Below are 23,908 nucleotides of genomic sequence, written 5' to 3'. Positions count from 1 at the left end.
TCTAGTTAGGTAATCCTTACCTTAATATGGCGATCGGCTGCGGCTCGGTCGAGTCGATTCCGCATGTTTTCCACATGTTTTCGGCATGCTTGAGGAGGCGCGGGCACCTGTGTCGGGTAACTCGGGATATGAAGAACTGACGGCGGCGGTGGCGGAGTACTGGCGTGGGCGGCTGGTTCCACTCCCTCAGGAGACCGCCCTGCCCGTCGATTTCGCCTATCCTCAGCGCCCGGGCGGGCAGACCCTGACCCGTGCTCGCGCGCTGACCGCCGGGGCGCCCGAGACCACGCTGCTCGCCGCGTACGCCGCGCTGTTGCACCGCTACGGCGGCCGTGCGGGCGACCTCGCCGTCGCGCACCGCGGACTGCCGGTGCGGATCGCGCTCGACGCCGGAACACCTTTCGCGGAGCTCGCCGCGCGGACCGCCGCGGCGCACGAGGAGGCTGCCGCCCACCGCGTGTCGGTGTCCGCGCTGGTGGCGGCGCTGGAACCCGAACCCACGCGGGGCGGCGGGTGGTTCTGCAACACCGGTTTCGGCGTGGCCGGTTCCGACGCGTGGGACGGTGGGCCGCTCGATCTTGTTCTGCATGTCGGCGCGGGCGAGGTCCGTGCGACCTATCGGACCGATCTCTTCGAGGCCGCCACCGTCGACCGGCTGCTCGGCCACTACGCGACCCTGCTGGCCGACGCCCTGGCCCGGCCCGGCGCGGCGGTCGGTGACCTGGCCCTGCTCGGCGACGAGGAACGGCACCGTCTCCTCGTCGAGTGGAACGACACCGGACACGACGTACCCGCCGCGACCTGGCCGGAGATGTTCGCCGCCCAGGTCGCGGCCCGTCCGGACGAGGTGGCCCTGGTCTTCGAGGAGACCCGGCTCACCTACGCCGAACTCGACGCGCACGCCAACCGCCTCGCGCACGCCCTGGTCGCACGGGGCGCGGGACCCGAGCGGGTGGTCGCCCTCGCCGTACCGCGCTCGGCCGAACTGATCGTCGCCGAGGTCGCGGTGCTCAAGTCCGGCGCCGCCTATCTGCCCGTCGACACCGACTACCCGGCCGACCGCATCGCCTACATGCTCTCCGACGCCGGCCCGGTCTGCCTGGTCACGACCTCGGAGGTGGCCGCCGACCTGCCCACGGCCACGGATACGGCCCCGCTGGTCCTCGACGACCCCGCCGTCGCCGCCGAGTTGGCGGCCCTCCCGGCCCACGCCCCGGACCTGCGGGGCCCGTTGTCCGTCGGCAACGCCGCGTATGTCATCTACACCTCCGGTTCCACGGGCCGCCCCAAGGGCGTCGTGCTGTCCCACGGGGGCGTGGCCAAGCTCGTCGCCACCCAGCGCGAGCGCTTCGGCATCGGCCCGCACAGCCGGGTCCTGCAGTTTGCCTCGCCCAGCTTCGACGTGGCCTTCTGGGACCTGTGCCTCGGTCTGCTCTCCGGCGGCCGGCTCGTCGTCGTACCGGCCGAGCGCCGGGTGCCGGGCGCACCGCTCGCCGACTACGCGAACGCCCATGGCATCACCTTCATGATCCTGCCGCCGGCCCTGCTCGCGGCCATGCCCGAGGACGTGCAACTCCCCCCGACGGCGACCCTGTTGGCGGGCACGGAACGTGTCTCGCCCGAGCTGGTCGGGCGGTACGCGCGCGGCCGCATGATGTTCAACGCCTACGGACCGACCGAGGCGACCACCAACTCCACCCTCGGCCGGTGCGACCCCGACACCCCGCCCGGCACCATCGTGCCCATCGGCGTCCCCGACCCCGGCACCCGGGCGTACGTACTGGACGGCCGACTGCGGCCGGTCCCGGCCGGGGTCCCCGGCGAGCTGTACCTCGGCGGCGCCGGACTCGCCCGCGGCTACCTCGGCCGCCCCGACCTGACCGCCGAGCGCTTTGTCGCCGACCCCTTCGGAGCGCCCGGCGAGCGGCTGTACCGCACCGGTGACCTGGTGCGCTGGAAGGCCGACGGGCGGCTGGAGTTCCTGGGCCGGGCGGACAGCCAGGTCAAGATCCGCGGCTTCCGCATCGAACCCGGCGAGATCGAGTCGGTGCTGCGCTCCCACCCCGCCGTGGACCAGGCCGCCGTGATCGTCCGCGAGGACCGGCCCGGCGACCGGCGGCTCGCCGCGTACGTCGTGCCCTGCCTGGACCCCTCCACGGACGGCGAGTCGGAGGTCGCCGAATGGAAGGACCTGCACGAACTGCTGTACGCGGCCGCCGGCTCCGAGGGCTTCCAGGAGAACTTCGCGGGCTGGAACAGCATGTACGACGGGCTGCCCATCCCGCTGGCCGAGATGCGCGAGTGGCGTGCGGCCACCGTCGACGGCATCACCGCGCTCCGGCCGCGCCGCGTCCTGGAGATCGGTGTCGGCAGCGGCCTGCTGCTGTCCCGTATCGCGCCGGACTGCGAGGCCTATTGGGGCACCGACGTCTCCGAAGAGGCGGTCCGCGCTCTCGGCGCACAGGTCCGGACCGTCCCGGGCCTCGCCGACCGGGTCGAACTGCTGGCCCGCCCCGCCCACGACACCTCCGGCCTCCCGGCCGGCTTCTTCGACACCGTCGTCATCAACTCCGTGGCCCAGTACTTCCCGAGCGCCGACTACCTGACCGACGTGCTGCGCAAGGCCGGGCGACTGCTCGCCCCCGGCGGTTCGGTGTTCCTCGGAGACGTACGCAACCTCCGGCTGCTGCGCACCCTGCGGGCCGCGGTGGAGAGCGGCCGCACCGGCACCGGCACCGCCACCGCCACCGCCACCGCCATCGCCATCGACGACAAAGACGCCCTGCGCGCCGCCGTGGACCGGTCGGTGTCCTGGGAGGGCGAACTCCTGCTGGATCCGGACTACTTCGCCTCGCTGGACGGGTTCGCCGCCGACATACGGGTCAAGCGCGGCGCCCACCACAACGAGCTGACCCGGTACCGCTACGACGTGGTGCTGCGGCCCACCGGCGACAGCGCCCGCCCCGCCCCGGCCACCCCCGCCGCACAAGCCGGTGCCACCGCGAGCGCCGCCGTCGCCCCGAATGCCGCGAATTTCGCGAATACCGAGGCCGTCGAGGACGTCGAGGAGGTGGCCTGGTCCGGCTCCGCCACCCTCGCCGTGCTCGACGCCCGGTTCGGCGCCGACGGCCGGCCCGCTCTGCTGCGCGTCACCGGTGTCCCCAACGCCCGGCTCATCGAGGACCTCGCCGCGCTCGGCACACTCGACGGCAGCAGCCGTCCGCCCACCGACGCGACCGACCCCGAGACACTGCACGAACTGGCCGCCCGGCACGGCTACCGCGCCGCCGTGACCTGGAACGGCTCCGCCGGGGACGGCAGCCTGGACGCGGTGTTCGCGCTCGGCGACACCCCCCTCGGCACGCTCTACCGTCCCGGACACACCGGTGACCGCCCGGCCGCCAACCGTCCGGCGCCCTTCCGTGACGTGACCGCGCTGATGCGGACCCTGCGCGCGTACGCCGCCGAGTGGCTGCCCGAGTACATGGTGCCGGGCGCGCTCGTCCCCCTGGACCGACTGCCCGTCACCCCCAGCGGAAAGCTGGACGGTGCCGCGCTGCCCGTACCCGACTACGGCGCGCTCAGCTCGGGCCGCGCCCCCCGCGATGCCCGTGAGGAACTGCTGTGCGGGCTGTACGCGCAGGCCCTCGGCCTCAGGTCGGTCACCGTCGACGACGACTTCTTCGCCCTCGGCGGCGACAGCATCGTCGCCATCCAGCTGCTCGTCCTCGCCCGCCGCGCCGGCCTGCGGCTCACCTCCCGCGATGTCTTCCGCCACCGTACGGTTGCGCAACTGGCCCGGGTCGCGAAGGCGGACACGGCACCGGACGCGGAAGCCGACGAGACTCCGTTGCCGGCGCTGACCGACGCCGAACTCGCCGCGCTCCAGGGCGGGCATCCGGTCGCGGTCGAGGAGGCGCTGCCGCTGAGCCCGCTCCAGGAGGGCTTCTTCTTCCACGCACTGGTGGACGGCTCCGACCACGACGCCTACGTCGTACAGCAGGTCGTGGAACTGTCCGGGCCCGTCGACGCCGAGACCCTGCGCCGTGCCGCCCAGGCGCTGCTGGACCGGCACGCCCCGCTGCGCGCCTGCTTCCGGCAGCTCGCCGACGGGCGGCCGGTCCAGCTCGTCACCGGGAATCCGGAGCTGCCCTGGCGCGAGGTGGACCTGTCCGCGCGGGACACCGGAACCCGGCACACGCTCGCCGACGCCGTCGCGGCCGAGGAGCGCGCCCGCCGCTTCGACCTGGCCCGCCCGCCGTTGCTGCGCTGCGCGCTGGTGCGGCTCGGCGAGGACCGCAGCCAACTTCTGATGACGTTCCATCACATCGTGGCCGACGGCTGGTCGTTGCCGATCCTGCACCGCGAACTGCTGGCCCTGTACGGAGCCGGGCCGGCCGCCCTGCCGCCCGTCGCCCCCTACCGCGCCCATCTGCGCCGGATCGCCTCCGCCGACCGCGACGCCGCCCGCGAGGCCTGGCGCACCGCGCTCGCCGGTCTCGACGAGCCCACCCGCTTCGTCGAGACGCCCGCCGACGGTACGCCGATCGAGCCCGCGCAGATCCGGGTCGAGCTCTCCGAGCGGATCACCGCCCGGCTGGCGGCCCGCGCACGGGAGCACGGGGTGACCCTCGGCACCCTCGTACAGGGCGCATGGGGCCTGCTCCTGGGGCGGTTGACGAACCGTCAGGACGTGGTCTTCGGCGCCACCGTCTCCGGGCGCGACGCCGCCGTCGACGGCATCGAGTCGATGGTCGGCCTCTTCATCAACACCCTGCCGACCCGCCTGCGCTGGCAGCCCGCCGACACCCTGGCGCAGCTGCTGCGCCGCCTCCAGGACGAGCAGAGCGCGCTGCTCGACCACCAGCACCTCGGTCTCGCCGAACTCCAGCGCCTCGCGGGACTCGCGGGCAGCGGTGAACTGTTCGACACCCTCGTCGTCTTCGAGAACTACCCGGCCGAAGCCGGGCTCACCGACCCCACGGGCACCGTCCGGATCGCCGGACACGCCTTCCACGACGCCGTCCACTATCCGCTCGCGCTGATCGTCAAGCCGGGGCGCCGACTCGATCTGCGGCTCAAGCACCATGCCCAGCGGCTCGGGACGCACGCCGTGCAGGTCCTCGCCGACCGGCTCACCCTCGTCCTGCACGCCCTCGCCGACGACCCCGGCCGTACCGTGGCCGACCTCGGCCTCCTCTCCGCTCGGGAACTGGCTTCCGCCCACCTCACCGGAGCGGTCCACGACGTCCCTTCGACCACCCTTGCCGCCGCCTTCGAGGCACAGGCCGCGCGCACCCCGGACGCCCCCGCCGTGGTCTTCGGCGCCGAGACCCTCAGCTACGCCGAGCTGGACGCCCGCGCCGAGGCCGTCGCCCGCCGTCTGCGGGCCGGTGGTGCGCGCCCGGAGCGGTTCGTCGCCGTCGCGGTGCCCCGCTCGGCCGAGTTGATGGTCGCCCTCCTCGGCGTACTGAAGTCCGGTGCCGCCTACCTCCCGGTCGACCTCGACTACCCGGCCGACCGGGTGGCGTACATGCTGGCCGACTCGGGCGCCCGCACGGTGGTGACCACGACCGCGGCGGCCGCGCGCCTGCCCCGGCCGGACGGGCTCACCCTGCTCGCCGTGGACGCCTCGGACGCGCCGGACACCCAAGACACCCAAGAGACCCAAGACACCCCGGACGCCCAGGACACCGTGGCCGCGCCGGACTCGCGGGACGGCGAGGCCGCACCCCGCGCACGCGGCGCGGCCGGTCCGGACCATCCCGCCTACCTGATCTACACCTCCGGCTCCACGGGCCGCCCCAAGGGCGTGGTCGTCACCCACCGGGCCATCGTCAACCGCCTCGCGTGGATGCAGGGCGAGTACGGACTCAGGCCCGACGACCGGGTGCTGCAGAAGACGCCGTCCAGCTTCGACGTGAGCGTCTGGGAGTTCTTCTGGGCCCTGTGCGAGGGCGCCGCCGTCGTCCTCGCCGCACCGGACGGGCACCGTGATCCGGCGTATCTCGCGGGGCTCGTCCGTGAACAGCGCGTCACCACCCTGCACTTCGTACCGTCGATGTTGGAGGCCTTCCTCGCCGCGGACGAGGTGACCGGCGATCCCACCTGGGCGGGCAGCCTGCGCCGGGTGTTCAGCAGCGGCGAGGCGCTGGCGGGTGAGGCGGCCCGACGCTGGCGGGCCCTGACCGGCGTCCCGCTGCACAACCTGTACGGCCCCACCGAGGCCGCGGTGGACGTCACCCACCACCCCTACGACGGTGAGCCCGGCACCGGTGTGCCCATCGGGCGGCCGGTGTGGAACACCGGGCTGCGCGTTCTCGACGGGTGCCTGCGGCCGGTCCCGGCCGGGGTACCGGGCGAGCTGTACCTCACCGGGGTCCAGCTGGCCCGGGGTTACCACGGGCGCCCCGGGCTGACGTCGGAACGCTTTGTCGCCGACCCGTTCGGCGCGCCCGGCGAGCGCATGTACCGCACCGGCGACCTGGTACGGCGGCGCGAGGACGGCACGGTCGAGTACCTGGGCCGCACCGACCGCCAGATCAAGGTGCGCGGCAACCGCGTCGAGCCGGGGGAGATCGAGGCGGCGCTCGTGCACCGGCCCGACATCGCCCAGGCCGCGGTGACCGTACGCGACCGGCGGCTCCTCGCGTACGTCGTCCCGGCCGGCCCGGTCACCACCGGCACCCCGGCTTCCGAGGCCGCGCGCATCGACACGGCCGCCCTGCGCGCCGCGATGGCGCAGGCGCTGCCCGCGCCCCTGGTGCCGGACGCCTATGTCGTCCTCGACGCACTGCCCCTCACCCCCAGCGGCAAGCTGGACCGCGCGGCGCTCCCCGCCCCCGAGGCGGAGCGGGCGGCCGTCCGGCGAGCCCCGAACAGCGAGCGCGAGCGCGTGCTGACGGAGATCTTCGCCGCTGTGCTGGGCCTCGAAGAGGCCGCACCGGACGACGACTTCTTCCTGCTCGGCGGCGACAGCATCCGCGCCATCGGCGTCGCGGGCCGGGCCCGCACGGCGGGCCTGGCGGTGAGCCCGCGCGATGTGTTCGAGCACCGTACGCCCGCCGGACTCGCCACCGCGGCCACCGCGGCCACGGCCTTGCCGACGCCGACCGCCGACCGGTCCACGACCGACCTCACCGACGAGGAGACCGCACACGTCCACCGGCTCGCGCCGGGCGAGGTCGCGGAGATCTGGCCGCTGGCCCCGCTCCAGGAAGGCCTGTTCTTCCACTCCACGTACGACGACGGCGCCCTGGACGTCTACACCGTCCACGAGACCTTCGACTTCACCGAGCGGCTGGACGCCGACCGGCTGCGCTCCGCCGCCCGCGCCCTGCTGGTCCGCAATCCGAGCCTGCGCGCCGGGTTCACCAGTGACGGACTGCCCCGGCCGGTGCAGTTCATCGTCGACGCCCCGGAGATCCCGCTCGAAGTGGTGGATCTGTCCGCCCTCCCGCGGAGCGAGCAGGACGTACGACTGCGGGAGGTGACGGACGCCGAGCGGACCCGCCGGTTCGACCTGACCGCGCCCCCGCTGTTCCGGCTGCTGCTCGTCCGCCTCGGCGCGGAGCGCGGCGACCGGCTCGTCGTCGGACGCCATCTGATCCTGTGGGACGGCTGGTCCGCCTGGCTCTTCCTCGACCAGCTCTTCGCCCTGTACGAGTCGGGCGGCGACGACGGCGCACTGGCCCGCCCCGGCTCGTACCGCGACTATCTGAGGTGGCTGGACACCCAGGACGACAGCGCGGCCACCACCGCCTGGCGAGCCGCCCTTGCGGGTCTCGACGAGCCCACCCTGCTCGCCCCGGCCGCCGCCGAACAGGGTCTGGAACCGGTCATCCCGGAGCAACTGGAAACGCTGCTCCCGGCCGCGCTCGGCGACCGGCTGCGGGAGATGGGCCGCACCCACGGTCTGACCCTCAACACCCTGCTCAACGCCGCCTGGGGCCTGACCCTGGCCTCCGCGACGGGCCGCGACGACATCGTGTTCGGCACCACCGTCGCCGGACGGCCCAGCGAGGTGCCGGACGTCGAGAACGTCATCGGCATGTTCCTCAACACGGTGCCCGCCCGGATCGCCTACGACCCGGCCGAACCGGTGCTCGACCTGCTGCGGCGCATCCAGACCGAGCGGCTGGAACTGATGCCGTACGAGTATCTGGGCCTCGGCGTGCTGCAGGCCGAGACCGGTCACCGGCGGCTGTTCGACACCCTCTTCGTGCTGCGCGACAACGACACCGGGGAGCGGCTGGAGCGGCTGCGCGAGCGGTACGGCGCCACCGCCGTCGCCAACGTCGACGCGACCCACTACCCCGTCAACCTCGTGGTGACCCCGGGGCCGCGGATCAGGGTCACCCTGTCCCACCGTCCCGACCTCCTCGCACCCGAGCCGGCCCGGGCCCTGCTCGACCGCTTCACGCTGCTGCTGGAGCGGCTGGCCCACGACCCGACCGCCCAGGTCGGCGGGCTCGACCCGCTGCTGCCCGGCGAGCGCGCCGCACTGGAGCTGGAACGGGCCGGCAGCCGGGTGCCCGACCCCGAGGAGACCGTCGCCGACCTGCTCGCCGCCCAGGCCCTGCGCACCCCGGACGCCGGCGCCCTGGTCTTCGGCGAGGACACCCTCACGTACGCCGAACTCGACGCGGCCGTCAACCGCATGGCCCGGCTCCTGCTGGCCAGGGGCGCCGGTCCGGAGCGGGTCGTCGCCCTCGGGCTGCCCCGCTCGCTCGACATGGTCGTCGCCCTGTTCGCCGTCCTGCGCACCGGCGCCGCCTATCTGCCGCTGGAACTGGACTACCCCGCCGACCGGCTCGCGCTGATGCTGGCCGACGCCCGCCCGCTGCTCCTGCTGACGAACCGCGCCGTCTGCGCGAACCTGGACGGCGATCTGCCCCGCGTCCTGCTGGACGACCCGGAAGTGGCCGCCGAGCTGGCCGCGGCGGCGGCCGGCCCGGTCACCGCGCGCTTCAGCCTGGAACACCCGGCGTACGTCATCTACACCTCCGGCTCCACCGGCCGCCCCAAGGGTGTCGTCACGCCGTACCGCGGTCTGACGAACATGCAGCTCAACCACCAGAAGGAGATCTTCGAACCGGCCATCGCCGCGGCCGGCGGGCGCCGGCTGCGGATCGCGCACACCGTCTCCTTCGCCTTCGACATGTCCTGGGAGGAACTGCTCTGGCTGGTCGAGGGCCACGAAGTCCACGTCTGCGACGAGGAGTTGCGGCGTGACGCGCAGGCCCTGGTGGCGTACTGCGAGCGGCACCGCGTCGACGTCGTCAACGTCACCCCGACCTACGCCCGGCTGCTCATCGAGGAGGGGCTGCTGGAGGGGCATGTGCCCCCGCTGGTCCTGCTCGGCGGCGAGGCCGTCTCGGAGACGGTCTGGTCCCGGCTGCGCGACACCGAGGGGACCTACGGCTACAACCTGTACGGCCCGACCGAGTACACCATCAACACCCTCGGCGGCGGGACCCACGACAGCGCCACCCCGACCGTCGGCCGGCCGATCCGCGGCACCCGCGCCCACCTTCTCGACGCCTGGCTGCGCCCGGTCCCGCAGGGCGTCCCCGGTGAGCTGTACATCGCGGGCATCGGCCTCGCCCGCGGCTATCTCGACCGGCCCGCGCTGACCGCCGAACGCTTCGTGGCCGACCCGTTCGGTGCGCCGGGCGAGCGCATGTACCGCACCGGTGACCTGGTGCGCCGCCGCGAGGACGGCAATCTGGACTTCCTCGGCCGCACCGACGACCAGGTCAAGATCCGCGGCTACCGCGTCGAGCTGGGCGAGATCGAGACCGCGCTCAGCCGCCACCCGGCGGTCTCCCAGGCCGCCGTGACCGTCCGCGACGACCGTCTCGTCGGCTATGTCGTCGCCGCCCGGCCGACCGGGGAGGAACGGGAGTCCGCGGAGCGGGCACAGGTCGGCGAGTGGCAGGAGATCTACTCCGACGAGTACGAGGAGATCAGCACCGCCGTCTTCACCGAGGAGTACGCGGGCTGGGACAGCTCGTACGACGGCCGGCCCATCCCCTTCGACCACATGCACGAGTGGCGCGAGGCGACGGTGGAACGCATCCGCGCGCTCCGGCCCCGCCGCGTCCTGGAGATCGGGGTCGGCTCCGGACTGCTGCTCTCCCGCCTCGCGCCGGACGCCGAGGCCTACTGGGCGACCGACTTCGCGGCCCCGGTCATCCGCAAGATGGGCGAGGACCTGCGGCGCGACCCCGAACTCGCCGCCAAGGTCGAGCTCCGCTGCCGCCCGGCCGACGACCTGAGCGGACTGCCGACCGGTTTCTTCGACACGGTCGTCATCAACTCCGTCATCCAGTACTTCCCGAGCGTGGACTACCTGACGTCCGTGCTCCACGGCGCGATGGAACTGCTGGCCCCCGGCGGCGCCCTGTTCGTCGGTGACGTCCGCAACCTGCGGCTCGCCCGGACCTTCCACACCGAGATCCAGCGCGCCCGCGGCACGGCCGAGGCCGACCTCGGCCAGGCCGTCGAACGCGGGCTGCGCCTGGAGAAGGAACTCCTCGTCGATCCCGACTACTTCACCCGGCTGGGGTACGGCGTCGACCTGCGCACCAAGCGGGGCCGCCACCACAACGAACTCACCCGCCACCGCTATGACGCGGTGCTCTACCCCGCCGAGGCCGACGTCGAACTGCGCCTCGGCGAGGAGCCGGTGGTCGCCTGGGAGGCGGACCCCGACCCGGCCGGACGGCTGCGCGCCGAGCGGCCGGCGCGGCTGCGGATCACCGGTGTCCCCGACGGCCGAACCGTCCCGGACGGGGTGGACCCCGAGACGCTGCACACGCTCGGCGCCGAACTGGGCTACCGGGTCCTCACCACCTGGTCCCGTACGGCGCAGATGTACGACGCCGTGTTCGTCTCACGGGAAGTCCCGGGGGATCTCTCAGGGGGCGAGGACGAGGGCGGTACACCGACCGTACGCGTGACCGCCGGACTCTACGCCCCGGGCGGCGGCGAGGCGCCCTACGCCAACGACCCGACCGCCGCCCGCGACGCGAGCGCGCTGGTACGGCGGCTGCGCGAGGACCTGAAGCGGGAGCTGCCCGACTACATGGTCCCGGCCGCCTTCGTCACCCTCGACCGGCTGCCGATGAACGACAACGGCAAGCTGGACGTAAGGGCGCTGCCCGACGCCGAGCCCGCGGTCGCGCTGGGCGGCGGACGCGGGCCGCGCACCCCGCGCGAGGAGGTGCTCTGCCGGCTCTTCGCCGAAGTGCTGGGGCTGGCGTCGGTCGGCGCCGAGGACAACTTCTTCGACCTGGGCGGCCACTCGCTGCTCGCCACCCGGCTGGTCAGCCGGGCGCGTACGGAACTGGGCGCCGAACTCGCCATCCGTGATCTCTTCGAGGCCCCCACTCCCGAACTGCTCGCGAGCCGCGCCGGCGAGGGCGGGCCCGCCCGCCCGGCGGTCACCGCGGTGACGCGGCGGCCCGAGCGGATCCCGCTGTCGGCGGCGCAACGGCGGCTGTGGCTGGTGGAACGGATCGCGGGCGGCGAAGCCGGGGGAGTCGCCTACAACTTCCCGCTGGTCCTGCGGCTGCGCGGCAGCCTGGACCCGGGCGCGCTGCGGCAGGCGCTGCACGATGTGGCGGGGCGGCACGAAGCACTGCGCACGGTCTTCGAGGAGCACGAGGGCGAGCCCTACCAGCGGATCCTCGCGGCGGACGACGCCGAACCCTCGTTCACCGTGACCGACTGCGCCGAGGACGAGCTGCCCGGGCTGATCGAGACGGCCCAGCGGCGCCCCTTCGACCTGTCCCGTGAACTGCCGCTGCGCGCCGAGGTGTTCCGGCTCGGCCCCGCCGACCACGTGGTGGCCGTCGTCCTGCACCACATCACCACCGACGAGTGGTCCGACCGGCCCTTCCTCGCCGACCTGAACACCGCCTACGCGGCGCGCGCGGCCGGCGACGTGCCCGGCTGGGCGCCGCTGCCGGTCCAGTACGCCGACTACACGCTCTGGCAGGAGCGGCTGCTCGCCCAGATCGGTGAGGCCCAACTCGCCCACTGGACCGAGACCTTGCGCGGCCTGCCCGACGAGCTGACGCTGCCGCTGGACCGGCCACGCCCCGCCGAGCCCACCGGACGCGGCGCCACCGTACGCCGCGAGGTGCCCGAGGAGGTGGGCCGGGCGCTGCGCGAGCTGTCCGGCGCCACCGGCAGCAGTATGTTCATGCTGCTCCAGGCGGCCACCGCGGCGCTGCTGCACCGGCTGGGCGCGGGTGAGGACATCCCGCTCGGCGCACCGATCGCCGGCCGTACGGACAGCGGCCTCGACGACCTGGTCGGCTTCTTCGTCAACACGCTCGTCCTGCGCACCGACCTGTCCGGCAGCCAGCTGACGTTCCGTCAACTGCTCGGCAGGGTGCGGGAATCGGCCCTGGCCGCCTTCGAGCACCAGGACCTGCCCTTCGACCGGGTCGTCGAAGCCGTCAACCCGCCGCGGGTGGCGGGCCGCAACCCGCTCTTCCAGGTGATGCTGGGCTACCACTACCGCCCCGACGGCGACCCCGATCTGCTGGGGCTGCCGACCGAGTGGTACGACATGGACACCGGCACGGCCAAGTTCGACCTCGACTTCACCTTCGTGGACGAGGGCGAACGGGGCGGCCGGATCGTCCTGCTGCTGGAGTACGCCACCGATCTGGTCGACCCGGGCACCGCCGCGCTGCTGGCCGAGCGCCTGGTCCTGCTGCTGCGGCAGGCCGGCGCGACCCCGGACGCCCCGATCGGCGCGCTCGACGTGCTGACCGCCGCCGAGCGCGAAGCCGCCGCGAACGTCTGGAACGACACCGCCCACCCGGCCGAGACCCGTGCGGTGCCCGAGCTGTTCGCCGCCACCGCACGGGCGTACCCCGACCGCACGGCCCTCGTCACCGGCGCCGGACCTCTGACCTTCGCCGAACTCGCCGAACGGGTCGACGCCGTCGCCGACCTGCTGCGCCGGCACGGTGTCCCGGACGGCGCCGTGGTGGGCCTCGCCCTGCCCCGGCACGCGATGGTGCCCGCGATCCTGGGCGTGCTCACCGCCGGCGCCGCCTATCTGCCCCTCGACCCGGACTACCCGGCCCACCGGCTGGAGTTCATGCTCGGCGACGCGGCACCGGTGTGCCTGCTCACCACCTCCGCCCTGGCCGACCGGCTGCCGACGGCCCCGGGTGTGACAAGGCTGCTGCTCGACGGCCCGCCGCCGGCGGCCCCGAGCGGGGCCGCACCCCGCACGTACCACCCGGAGGCGGCCGCCTACACGATCTACACCTCCGGCTCCACCGGCACCCCCAAGGGCGTCGTCGGCACCCACCGGGGCCTGAGCAACCTCTACGCCTCCCATCTGCGCGACCTGATGGAACCGGCCGTACGGGACACCGGACGCGACGCGCTGCGCGCCGTGCACGCGGCCTCGTTCAGCTTCGACGGTTCCTGGGAGCCGCTCATCTGGCTGCTCGCGGGCCATGAGCTGCACGTGGTCGACGAGGCCACGATGCTGGACCCGGCCGCGCTGCTGGCGTACCTGGGCGACCGGGCCATCGACTTCGTCGACCTCACCCCCACCTATCTGCGGGAGCTCCGGCACCACGGCTTCCTCGCCCCCGGCAGCCGCACCCCCGCCGTCCTCGCCGTCGGCGGCGAGGCCACCCCGGCGGCGCTCTGGCGGCGGCTCACCGCGCTGCCCGGCACGGCGGTCCACGACCTGTACGGGCCCACGGAGTGCGCCGTCGACGCCTACGGCTGGCACAGCGGCGACAGCGGACGGGCACAGTGGGCGGCCCCGCTCGACAACCTCCGCGCCCATGTGCTGGACGACCGGCTGCGGCCGACCCCGGTCGGCGTGCCCGGTGAGCTGTACCTCGCGGGCGCCGGACTCGCCCGGGGCTATCTCGGCCGCCCGGCGCTGACCGCCGACCGCTTCGTGGCGAACCCCTTCGACGGGCCCGGCGAGCGCATGTACCGCACCGGCGACCTGGTGCGCCGCCGCCCCGACGGCACCCTCGAATTCCTCGGCCGGGCCGACGACCAGGTCAAACTGCGCGGCTTCCGTATCGAACCCGGCGAGATCGAGTCCGCCGTCACCACACACCCGGACATCTCCGCCACCACCGTGGTCGTCCGCGAGGACACACCGGGCGCACGACGCCTCGTCGCGTACGTCGTGCCCGCGCCCGGCCGCACCCCCGACCCGGCGGCCCTGCGCACCCACGCGGCCGGCGCGCTCCCCGAGCACATGGTCCCCGCCGCGTTCGTCGCCCTCGACACGCTCCCGCGCACCATCAGCGGCAAGCTGGACCACGCCGCGCTGCCCGCCCCGGACTTCACGGCGGCGGTCACCGGACGTCTGCCGCGCACCCCGCGCGAGGAGCTGCTGTGCGAGCAGTTCGCGGCGGTGCTCGGCGTGCACCGGATCGGCGTCGACGACGACTTCTTCGCCCTGGGCGGGCACTCGCTGCTGGCGATGCGGCTGGTCAGCCGAGTACGTACGGTCCTGGGCGCCGAGGTGTCGCTGCGCGAGGTCTTCGACGCCCCGACCGTGGCCCGGCTCGCCGCCCGGCTGGAGGGGGCACGCGGCACGGCCCGCCCGGCCCTCACCGCCCGCCCGGTCCACCCGGAGCGGCTGCCGCTCTCCTCCGCCCAGCGGCGGCTGTGGCTGCTGCACCAGGTGGACGGCCCGAACCCGGCCTACAACATCCCGGCCGCCTGGCGGCTGACCGGCCCGCTCGACCGCGCCGCCCTGGCAGCGGCGGTCAACGATCTCGTCGCCCGGCACACCACCCTGCGCACGGTCTTCCCCGCCGAGGACGGACTGCCGTACCAGCGCGTGCTGGACCCCGCCGAGGCCCGGGTCGAGATCGCGACCGCCCCCTGCACACCGACACAACTCGCCCGCGCCGCCGCGCACGGCTTCGACCTGGAGCACGAACTCCCGTTGCGGGCCACCCTGTTCGAGAACGGCCCCGACGAGCACGTACTGCTGCTCCTGCTGCACCACATCGCCACCGACGAGTGGTCCGACCGGGCGCTGCTCGCCGACCTGGGCACCGCCTACGCCGCCCGCGCCGCGGGCCGCGCCCCCGACTGGGCTCCGCTGCCCGCGAGTTACGCCGACTACACCCTGTGGCAGCGCGACCTGCTCGACGACACCGGTGAGGACCTGCTCGCGTACTGGACCGAGACCCTGCGCGGCCTTCCCCAGGAACTCGCGCTGCCCACCGACCGGCCGCGCCCGGCCGAGTCCGGCCACGGCGGCGGTACCGTCGGCTTCACCGTCCCGCCGGAGCTGGAGCGTGCCCTGCGCGAGCTGGCCCGGCGGGAGGGCGCCAGCATGTTCATGGTCGCCCAGGCGGCCGTGGCGGCCCTGCTGCACCGGCTGGGCGCGGGCGAGGACATCCCGCTCGGCGCCCCCGTCTCCGGCCGGGCCGACGAGGCACTGGAGGACCTCGTCGGCTTCTTCGTCAACTCGCTGGTCCTGCGCACCGACCTGTCCGGCGACCCGGACTTCGCCGAACTGCTGCGCCGGGTCCGGGAGACCGACCTGGCCGCCTACGAGCACCAGGACCTGCCCTTCGAGCGGCTGGTCGAGGCGGTCAACCCGGAACGCTCGCTCGCCCGGCACCCGCTGTTCCAGGTGATGGTCGTCCACCTCGCGGGACCCGGCTCCGTACCGGACCTGCCGGGACTCACCGCACGGCCGGAGCCGGTCGGCCAGGAGAGCGCCAAGTTCGACCTCAGCTTCGACTTCGTCGAACAGGGCGACGGCAACGGCATCCAGGGCTGGATCGAGTACAGCACCGACCTGTTCGACCGGACCACCGCCGAACTGCTGGCCCGCCGCCTGGTCCACCTCCTGGAACAGGTCGCCGCCGCCCCGGAGCGGCGGCTCGGACGGCTCGACGTCCTCGCCGGGCAGGAGCGCGCCCTCGTCCTCACCGGCTGGAACGACACCGCCCACGAGGTGCCCGACCTGACCCTGCCCGAACTGTTCCGCGCCCAGGCCGCCCGCACCCCCTCCGCGACCGCCCTGGTCCACGAGGACACCGCCCTCACCTACGCGGAGCTGGACCTGCGCGTGGAGCGGCTGGCGCACACGCTGGCGGAGGCCGGCGTCCGCCCGGGGAGCGTCGTGGCCGTCGCACTGCCGCGCTCGGTGAACCTGGTCGTGGCCCTGCTCGCCGTGCACCGCGCGGGCGGCGCCTATCTGCCCCTGGACGCCGACTATCCGGCCGAGCGGCTCGCCTTCATGCTGGCCGACGCGCGCCCGGTCCGCGTCGTGACCGGCGCCGGTGTCGCGCTGCCCGACACGGACGTGCCGCGCCTGCTCGTCGACGACGACACGCCCGCGCCGCACGCTTCACCCACGCCGCTGCCCACCTCGTACGACCCGCGCCACCCGGCGTACGTGATCTACACCTCCGGTTCCACCGGCCGCCCCAAGGGCGTGGTCGTCCCGCACGCGGGCATCGCCAACCGGCTGCTGTGGATGCAGGCGCAATACGGGCTGACGCCCGCCGACCGGGTGCTGCAGAAGACCTCGTCGAGCTTCGACGTGTCGGTGTGGGAGTTCTTCTGGCCCCTGATCACCGGCGCCGTACTGGTCCTCGCCCGGCCCGGCGGACACCAGGACCCGGCGTACCTGGCCGGGCTGATCCGGCGCCGGGGCATCACCACGGCACACTTCGTGCCCTCGATGCTCCGGGCGTTCCTCGACGAACCGGCGGCGGCCGACTGCGACGGACTGCGGCGGGTGCTGTGCAGCGGGGAGGCGCTGCCCGCACCCCTGGCCGAACGCTTCCACCACGTCCTGGGCGGCGCACGGCTGCACAACCTCTACGGGCCCACCGAGGCGTCCGTCGACGTCACCGCCCACGAGGTCGCGCCGGGCGGGGCCGCCGTGCCCATCGGCCGACCGGTGTGGAACACCCGGACCTACGTCCTGGACGCGGCGCTGCGCCCGGTGCCGCCGGGCGTGGCCGGGGAGCTGTACCTCGCCGGGACCCAACTGGCCCACGGCTACCTGGGCCGCCCGGCCCTGACGGCCGAGCGGTTCACGGCCGACCCGTACGGCCCGGCGGGCAGCCGCATGTACCGCACCGGCGACCTCGCGCGCTGGACGCGGGACGGCGAGCTGGAGTACCTGGGCCGGGTCGACGACCAGGTGAAGCTGCGCGGCTTCCGGATCGAACCCGGCGAGATCGAGACCGTGCTCGCCGGGCACGACACCGTCGCCCACGCGACGGTCCTGGTCCGCGACGAGCACCTGGTGGCGTATGTGACCGCGGCCGCCGGCCGGACCCCCGACACGGCGGAACTGCGCGCCCACACCGCCGCGAACCTGCCGGACCACATGGTCCCGGCCGCGTTCGTGACCCTGGACGCCCTGCCGCTCACCCCCAGCGGCAAGCTGGACCGCCGGGCGCTGCCCGCGCCCGACTTCGCCGCCGCGGTCACCGCCGCCCTGCCGCGCACCCCGCGCGAGGAACTGCTGTGCGAGCTGATCGCAGCCGTCCTCGGACTCGAACGGGTCGGCCCCGACGACGACTTCTTCACCCTCGGCGGGGACAGCATCGTCGCCATGCAACTGGTCGGCCGGGTCCGCGCGGCGGGCCTGGCCCTCACCCCCCGGGACGTCTTCCGGCACAAGTCGGCCGCCGCGCTGGCCGCCGTCGCAGTGGACTCCGTACGGCGGGACGAGGACGAGCCCGCCGCCGGGCTGCTCGACCCGACCGAGGAGGAGCGGGCCGAACTGCCCGCCGACGCCGAGCTGTTGCCCCTGTCGCCGCTCCAGGCGGGACTGCTCTTCCACGCCTCCTTCGACTCCGGCGACCCGGGCCCGGACGTCTACACGGTCCAGGTGTCGTACGACATCGAGGGCCCCCTCGACGCCGGCCGGCTCCGCGCCGCCGGGCAGGCCCTGCTCGACCGGCACGACAGCCTCCGCTCGGGCTTCCGGTATCTCTCCTCGGGGCGCCCGGTGGCCGTCGTCCCGCGCACGGTGCCGCTGCCCTGGCGCCAGGTGGAGCTGAGCGATCAGGAGGAGGACCGGGGAGCGGACTGGGAGCGGCTGCTGCTCCAGGAACGGCGCCGCTTCGACCCGGCCGAGCCGCCCCTGCTGCGGCTGCTCCTCGCCCGGCTCGACGACGGCCGGCACCGGCTCGTCCTGTCCCACCAGCACCTGCTGCTGGACGGCTGGTCGGTGCCGCGGCTGATGGACGAGCTGACCCGGCTCTACGACGGCCGGACCGCGCTGCCCGCCGTCGCCCCCTACCGGGAGTACCTGCGCTGGCTCGCCCGGCAGGACACCGCCGCCTCCGCCGCCGCCTGGGCCGGGGCCCTGGACGGTCTGGCCGAGCCCACGCACCTGGTGCCCGCCGACCCCAACCGGGCCCCGGCCGTCCCGGACACCCACACCGTGACCGCGGACGCCGGTCTGAGCGCCGCGCTCACCGAGCTGGCCCGGCGCCGCGGACTGACCGTCAACACCCTGGTCCAGGGCGCCTGGGCGATCCTGCTGGCCCGGCTGACCGGCCGCGACGACGTGGTGTTCGGCGCCACCGTCGCCGGGCGTCCGCCGGAGTTGGACGGGGTCGAGTCGATGATCGGCCTGTTCATCAACACCGTGCCGGTGCGGGTCCGGCTGCGCGACGACGAGCCGGTGGCCGCCTTCCTGGACCGGCTGCAGGACGAGCAGTCCCGGCTCCTGGACCACCAGTACCTGGGCCTGTCCGACATCCAGCGCGCCGCCGGGCTCGGTGAACTCTTCGACACCCTGATGGTGTTCGAGTCGTACCCCGTTGATGACGCTGCCGACGACGAGGGCGACCCCGGGCTGCGGACCACGGTCCGCGACCACGAGGACTCCACCCACTACCCGTTCGCCTGGGCCGTCGAGCCCGGCGAACGGCTGCGGCTGACCGCCGAGTTCCGGTCCGACCTGTTCGCGCCGGCCGCGGCCCGCCGGATGGCCGCCTCGATGCTCACCCTGCTCACGGCGCTGACCACCGCACCCGAACTGCCCGTCGGGCGGCTCGACATCCTCACCCCCGCCGACCGCCACACCCTCCTGGAGACCTGGAACGACAACGCCCTGCCGACCGGCGGGACCACCGTCCCGGACCTCTTCGCGACCCAGGTCGCGGCCGCACCGGACGCGATCGCCGTGACCGACGCGCACGTCACGTGGAGTTTCGCCGAACTGAACGAGCGCGCCGACCGGCTGGCCCGGGTGCTCGCCGCGCGCGGCGCCGGGCTGGAACGGATCGTGGCGCTGTCCCTGCCCCGCACCGCCGACCACATCACCGCGATCCTGGGCGTGCTCAAGGCGGGCGCCGCCTATCTGCCGCTGGACGCGGAGCTGCCCGCCGAGCGCGTGCGCGACATGCTCGCCGACGCCCGCCCGGTCCTCATCCTCACCACCGCCGAATCGGCCGCCGCGCTGCCGCCGACCGACATCCCGGCCCTGTTCCTGGACGCGGCGGACGACGAACCCGGGAGCGAGCCGACCCTGCCCGCCGCCGACCACCCCGCCTATGTCATCTACACCTCGGGCTCGACCGGCCGGCCCAAGGGCGTCGTCGTCACCCACCGCAGTGTCGCCAACCTCTTCCACAGCCACCGCCGCGACCTGCACGAGCGCGCCCGCGAACTGACCGGCCGCCGCCATCTGCGGGTCGGGCACGCCTGGTCGTTCTCCTTCGACGCCTCCTGGCAGCCACAGCTGTGGCTGCTGGACGGACACGCCCTGCACATCGCCGACGAGGAGACCCGCCGCGACCCCGAACTCCTCGCCGCGCTCATCCACGACCGTCAGCTGGACTTCATCGAGGTCACCCCGTCCTTCCTGGACCGGATGGCGGACAGCGGACTGGTCGACGCGGACGGCGGCTGCCCGCTGGCCGTGGTCGGCTTCGGCGGCGAGGCGGTCCCCGACTCCCTCTGGTCCCGGCTGGCGGCCCTGCCCTCCACCGAGGCGTTCAACCTCTACGGCCCGACCGAGGCCACCGTTGACGCCCTCGTCGGCCGGGTGCGCGACAGCGACCGCCCGGTCGTCGGCCGCCCCGTCCACAACAGCCGCGCCTATGTGCTGGACGCGGCACTGCGCCCGGTGCCGCCCGGCGTCACCGGCGAGCTGTATCTGTCCGGCGCGGGCCTGGCCCGGGGCTATCTGGGCCGCCCGGACCTGACGGCGGAGCGGTTCGTGGCCGACCCGCACGGACCGGCGGGCGCCCGGATGTACCGTACGGGCGACCTGGCCCGCTGGACCGAGAACGGCCTCCTGGAGTACGCGGGCCGCTCCGACGACCAGGTCAAGATCCGCGGCTACCGCATCGAACTCGCCGAGATCGAGGCGGCGTTGGACAGCCACCCGGCCGTCGCCCAGGTCGTCGTCATCGCCCGGGAGGACCGGCCGCGGGTCAGGCAACTCGTCGGCTACGTCGTTCCCGCCGAGGGCACCGCCGCCGAGGGCACCGCCGCCGAGGGTACCGCCGCCGATGGCGCCGCCGTCGATCCGGTCGTCCTGCGCGCCCATGTCGCGGCCCTGCTGCCGGAGTACATGGTCCCGGCCGCCGTGCTGGTCCTGGACCGGCTGCCCCTGCTGTCCAACGGCAAACTGGACCGCAAGGCGCTGCCCGCCCCCGACTTCACGGCGACCACGGGCGGCCGCAAGCCGGGGACCGACACCGAGCGCGCCCTGTGCGCGGTCTTCGAAGAGGTACTGGGCCTGCCCGCCGCAGCCCTCGGCACCGACGACGACTTCTTCGCCCTCGGCGGCGACAGCATCGTCGCCATGCAACTGGTGGGCCGGGCCCGCGCGGCAGGACTGCGGATCACCCCGCGCCAGGTCTTCCAGCACCGCGACGTCGCCGCCCTGGCCGCCGTCGCCGTCCCGCTGGACCCGGCCGAGTCGCCCCGCACGCACGACGACGGCACCGGCACCGTCCCGCTCACCCCGATCATGCACGCCCTGCGCGAACGCGGCGGCCCCGTCCAGGGCTACCACCAGGCCGCCCTGCTGCAGACCCCGGCGGCGCTGGACGAGCCCGCGCTGCTGACGGTGCTGCGGGCCGTCGCCGACCGGCACGACCTGCTGCGCGCCCGCCTCGAACGCACCCGCACCGGGGACCCCTCCGACGACGGGCACGGCGAGCAGTGGACCCTGCGGGTGCCTGCGCCGGGCACCGCCGACGTGGCGGAGTGGCTCGTACGGGCCGAGGTGACCGGCGCGGACGACGCGGCCCTGCGCGCGGCCATCGCCGCACACGCGGCAGCGGCCCGGGACCGGCTCGACCCGGACAGCGGCGCCATGGTGCGGGCCGTGTGGTTCGACGCGGGCCCGGAGCGGCCCGGACGGCTGCTGCTGCTCATCCACCACCTGGTCGTGGACGGGGTGTCGTGGCGCGTCCTGCTGCCCGACCTCGCCGCCGCCTGGCAGGCGGTCGCGGCCGGCCGGACCCCGGAGCCGGCCCCGGTCGACCTCTCCTTCCGCCGCTGGTCGGAGCTGCTCGGCGCGCGCGCCACGGACCCGGTCACCGAGGACGAACTGCCGCTGTGGACCTCGGTCCTGGCCGACGGCGCCGGGCTGCCGCTGGCCCGGCCGCTCGACTCCGCGCGGGACACCGTCGAGACCACCCGCTATCTGTCCCTGACCCTGCCCACCGGGATCACCGCCCCGCTGCTCGGCCGGGTGCCCGCCGCGTTCGGCGCGACCGTCAACGACGTACTGCTGACCGCGTTCGGCCTGGCCGTCGCGGACTGGCGGGCCCGTACGACAGCCGCCGGGACCGCGACCGGCAACGCCGTGCTGGTGGACCTGGAGGGCCACGGACGGGAGGAGGAACTCGCGGGCAACGCCGATCTGTCCCGTACCGTCGGCTGGTTCACCAGCGTCGTGCCGGTCCGCCTGGACCCGGGCCCGATCGACCTGGCCGACGCCCTCGCGGGCGGCCCGGCCCTGGACACCGCACTGGCCCGGATCGGGGAGCACCTGGCCGCGCTGCCCACGGCGGGCATCGGCCACGGCCTGCTGCGCCATCTCAACCCACGGACCGGACCCGGGCTGGCCGAACTCGGGGAGCCGCAGATCGAGTTCAACTACATGGGCCGCTTCGACCACCCCGAGGCCGCCGACTGGTCCTACGCCGACGAGAGCGACGCCGCCGACCTCGACGCGGACCCCGGCATGCCGATGTCGCACGCCCTCGCCGTCAACGCCCTCACCGAGGACCGTCCTGACGGCCCGGAGCTGAGCGCCCACTGGGCCTTCGCCGACGAGCTGCTGACCGAGGAGGCCGTACGGGACCTGGCGCGGACCTGGTTCCGGGCCCTGGAGGCCCTGGTGGCCCGCGCCGACAGACCGCGGCCCTGACCCACTGACTCACTGCCCGACTGCCCGACTGCCCGACTGACCCACTGACTTACGCAACGACGAATCCGCTGCACGCAACGACGAATCCACTCCGCGAATCCGGGAGGAACAGAGAATGAGCAACCCGTTCGAGAACCCCGAGGGCGTCTACTCCGTCCTGGTCAACGACGAGGGCCAGCACAGCCTGTGGCCCGACTTCGTCGACGTCCCGGCCGGCTGGACGGTCGTCCACGGCCCGGCCGGACGGCAGGACTGCCTGGACCACATCGAGGCCAACTGGACGGACATGCGCCCGAAGAGCCTCGTGGAGCAGCCCGTGGAGTAGCCCGTGGAGTAGCCCGTGGACATGCGAGTGGGGGACGGCCCGGAGGCCGTCCCCCACTCGCATGTCACTGCGTACGGATCAGGAGGCGGGCTGCTCGACCTTCGTCGAGGTCTTGCCGTCCACCGCTGCCGCGAGCTGCGGCTCCAGACGCTCCAGGACATAGGGAATGCTGAGCACGGTCGACAGGGACACCGCGTTGCCGTAGTCGCTGGTCTCCTTGATGAACACCTCACGGCCCTGCTTCACCACGTTCAGGTCGCCGTAGAGCTTGTCCTGGTGCAGCTTGGTGACGGCGGAGGTGGTGTCCGGCACGATCCACACGGCGACGTCCTGGTCGAGCAGATCGGTGCGTTCCTTGCTGATGTTGGCGCCGAAGGTGTCGCCGATCACCTTGTCCAGGCCCTGGGGAAGGGTGAAGCCGAGGTCGGTCAGCAGCCGGGAGCGGGGGTCCTGGCTGCCGTACACGAACGTGCCCTCGTACGGGGTGGCCATGACCGCCGTGGCCTTGGTGAACTCCAGGTACTTCTGCTGGGCGGCGGAGAAGTCGGCCTCGACGCCGTCGACCAGCTTCTTCGCCTCGTCCGGCTTGCCGAGCGCCTTGCCGATGGTCTCGGTCTGCTGCTGCCAGGGGACGCCGTAGTCGTTGTACTCCTTGGGCTGGGCCACGACCGGGGCGAACTTCGACAGGGTCTGGTACTGGGCCTTCGTCAGACCGGAGTAGACGGCGAGGATGAGGTCGGGCCGCAGGGCCGCGATCTTCTCCACCTGGGGTCCGGTGCCGGTGTCCTTGAGCACGGTCGGGGCCGCGGCGCCGCCGAGCTTGTCCTGCGCCCAGGGGCCGATGGCGCCCTTGTAGCCGCCGAGCCACTCGGTCGTCCCGACGGGGACCTTGCCGAGGGCCAGCACGGCGTCCTGGTCGGTCAGGCCGACCGTGACGATGCGCTTGGGCTCGGCCTTGACGGTCGTGGTGCCGTACTTGTGCGCGATGGTGACGGGGAAGGCACTGCTCGTGGCGTTCTTCCCGGCGCCGACGGAACCCGAGTCCGAGTCCGAGTCCGAGCCGGAGTCGGAGGAGCCGCAGCCGGCTGCCGCGCCGACGAGCAAGAGGACGGAAGCGAGCAGGCCGGCGAACCGGGTGGCTCTCTGGGCGCGGGGCATCAGGTGATCCTTCTGTTCGTGTCGGTTCTGAT

3 protein-coding genes are annotated in these 23,908 nt (G+C 73.9%); 2 read left to right on the top strand and 1 reads right to left on the bottom strand.

What is annotated here, in order from left to right; translation table 11 throughout:
- The first annotated feature begins 109 nt into the window (after positions 1-109).
- Positions 110-22,393, top strand: coding sequence for a non-ribosomal peptide synthase/polyketide synthase (locus RV986_RS06635; RefSeq protein ID WP_475916487.1), 22,284 nt, complete (start codon positions 110-112; stop codon positions 22,391-22,393).
- A 115-nt stretch (positions 22,394-22,508) separates the two neighbouring features.
- The gene (locus RV986_RS06630) at positions 22,509-22,718 is read left to right on the top strand and encodes an MbtH family protein (protein WP_475916486.1); all 210 of its coding nucleotides are present in this window, start codon (positions 22,509-22,511) and stop codon (positions 22,716-22,718) included.
- 78 nt (positions 22,719-22,796) lie between these two features.
- Here RV986_RS06630 and RV986_RS06625 read toward each other — a convergent pair whose 3' ends face one another.
- Positions 22,797-23,876, bottom strand: coding sequence for an iron-siderophore ABC transporter substrate-binding protein (locus RV986_RS06625; RefSeq protein WP_475916485.1), 1,080 nt, complete (start codon positions 23,874-23,876; stop codon positions 22,797-22,799).
- Positions 23,877-23,908: the final 32 nt, after the last annotated feature.

The organism is Streptomyces sp. RLA012, assembly GCF_056270325.1.
This window is presented reverse-complemented; position numbering and strand designations above follow the sequence as displayed.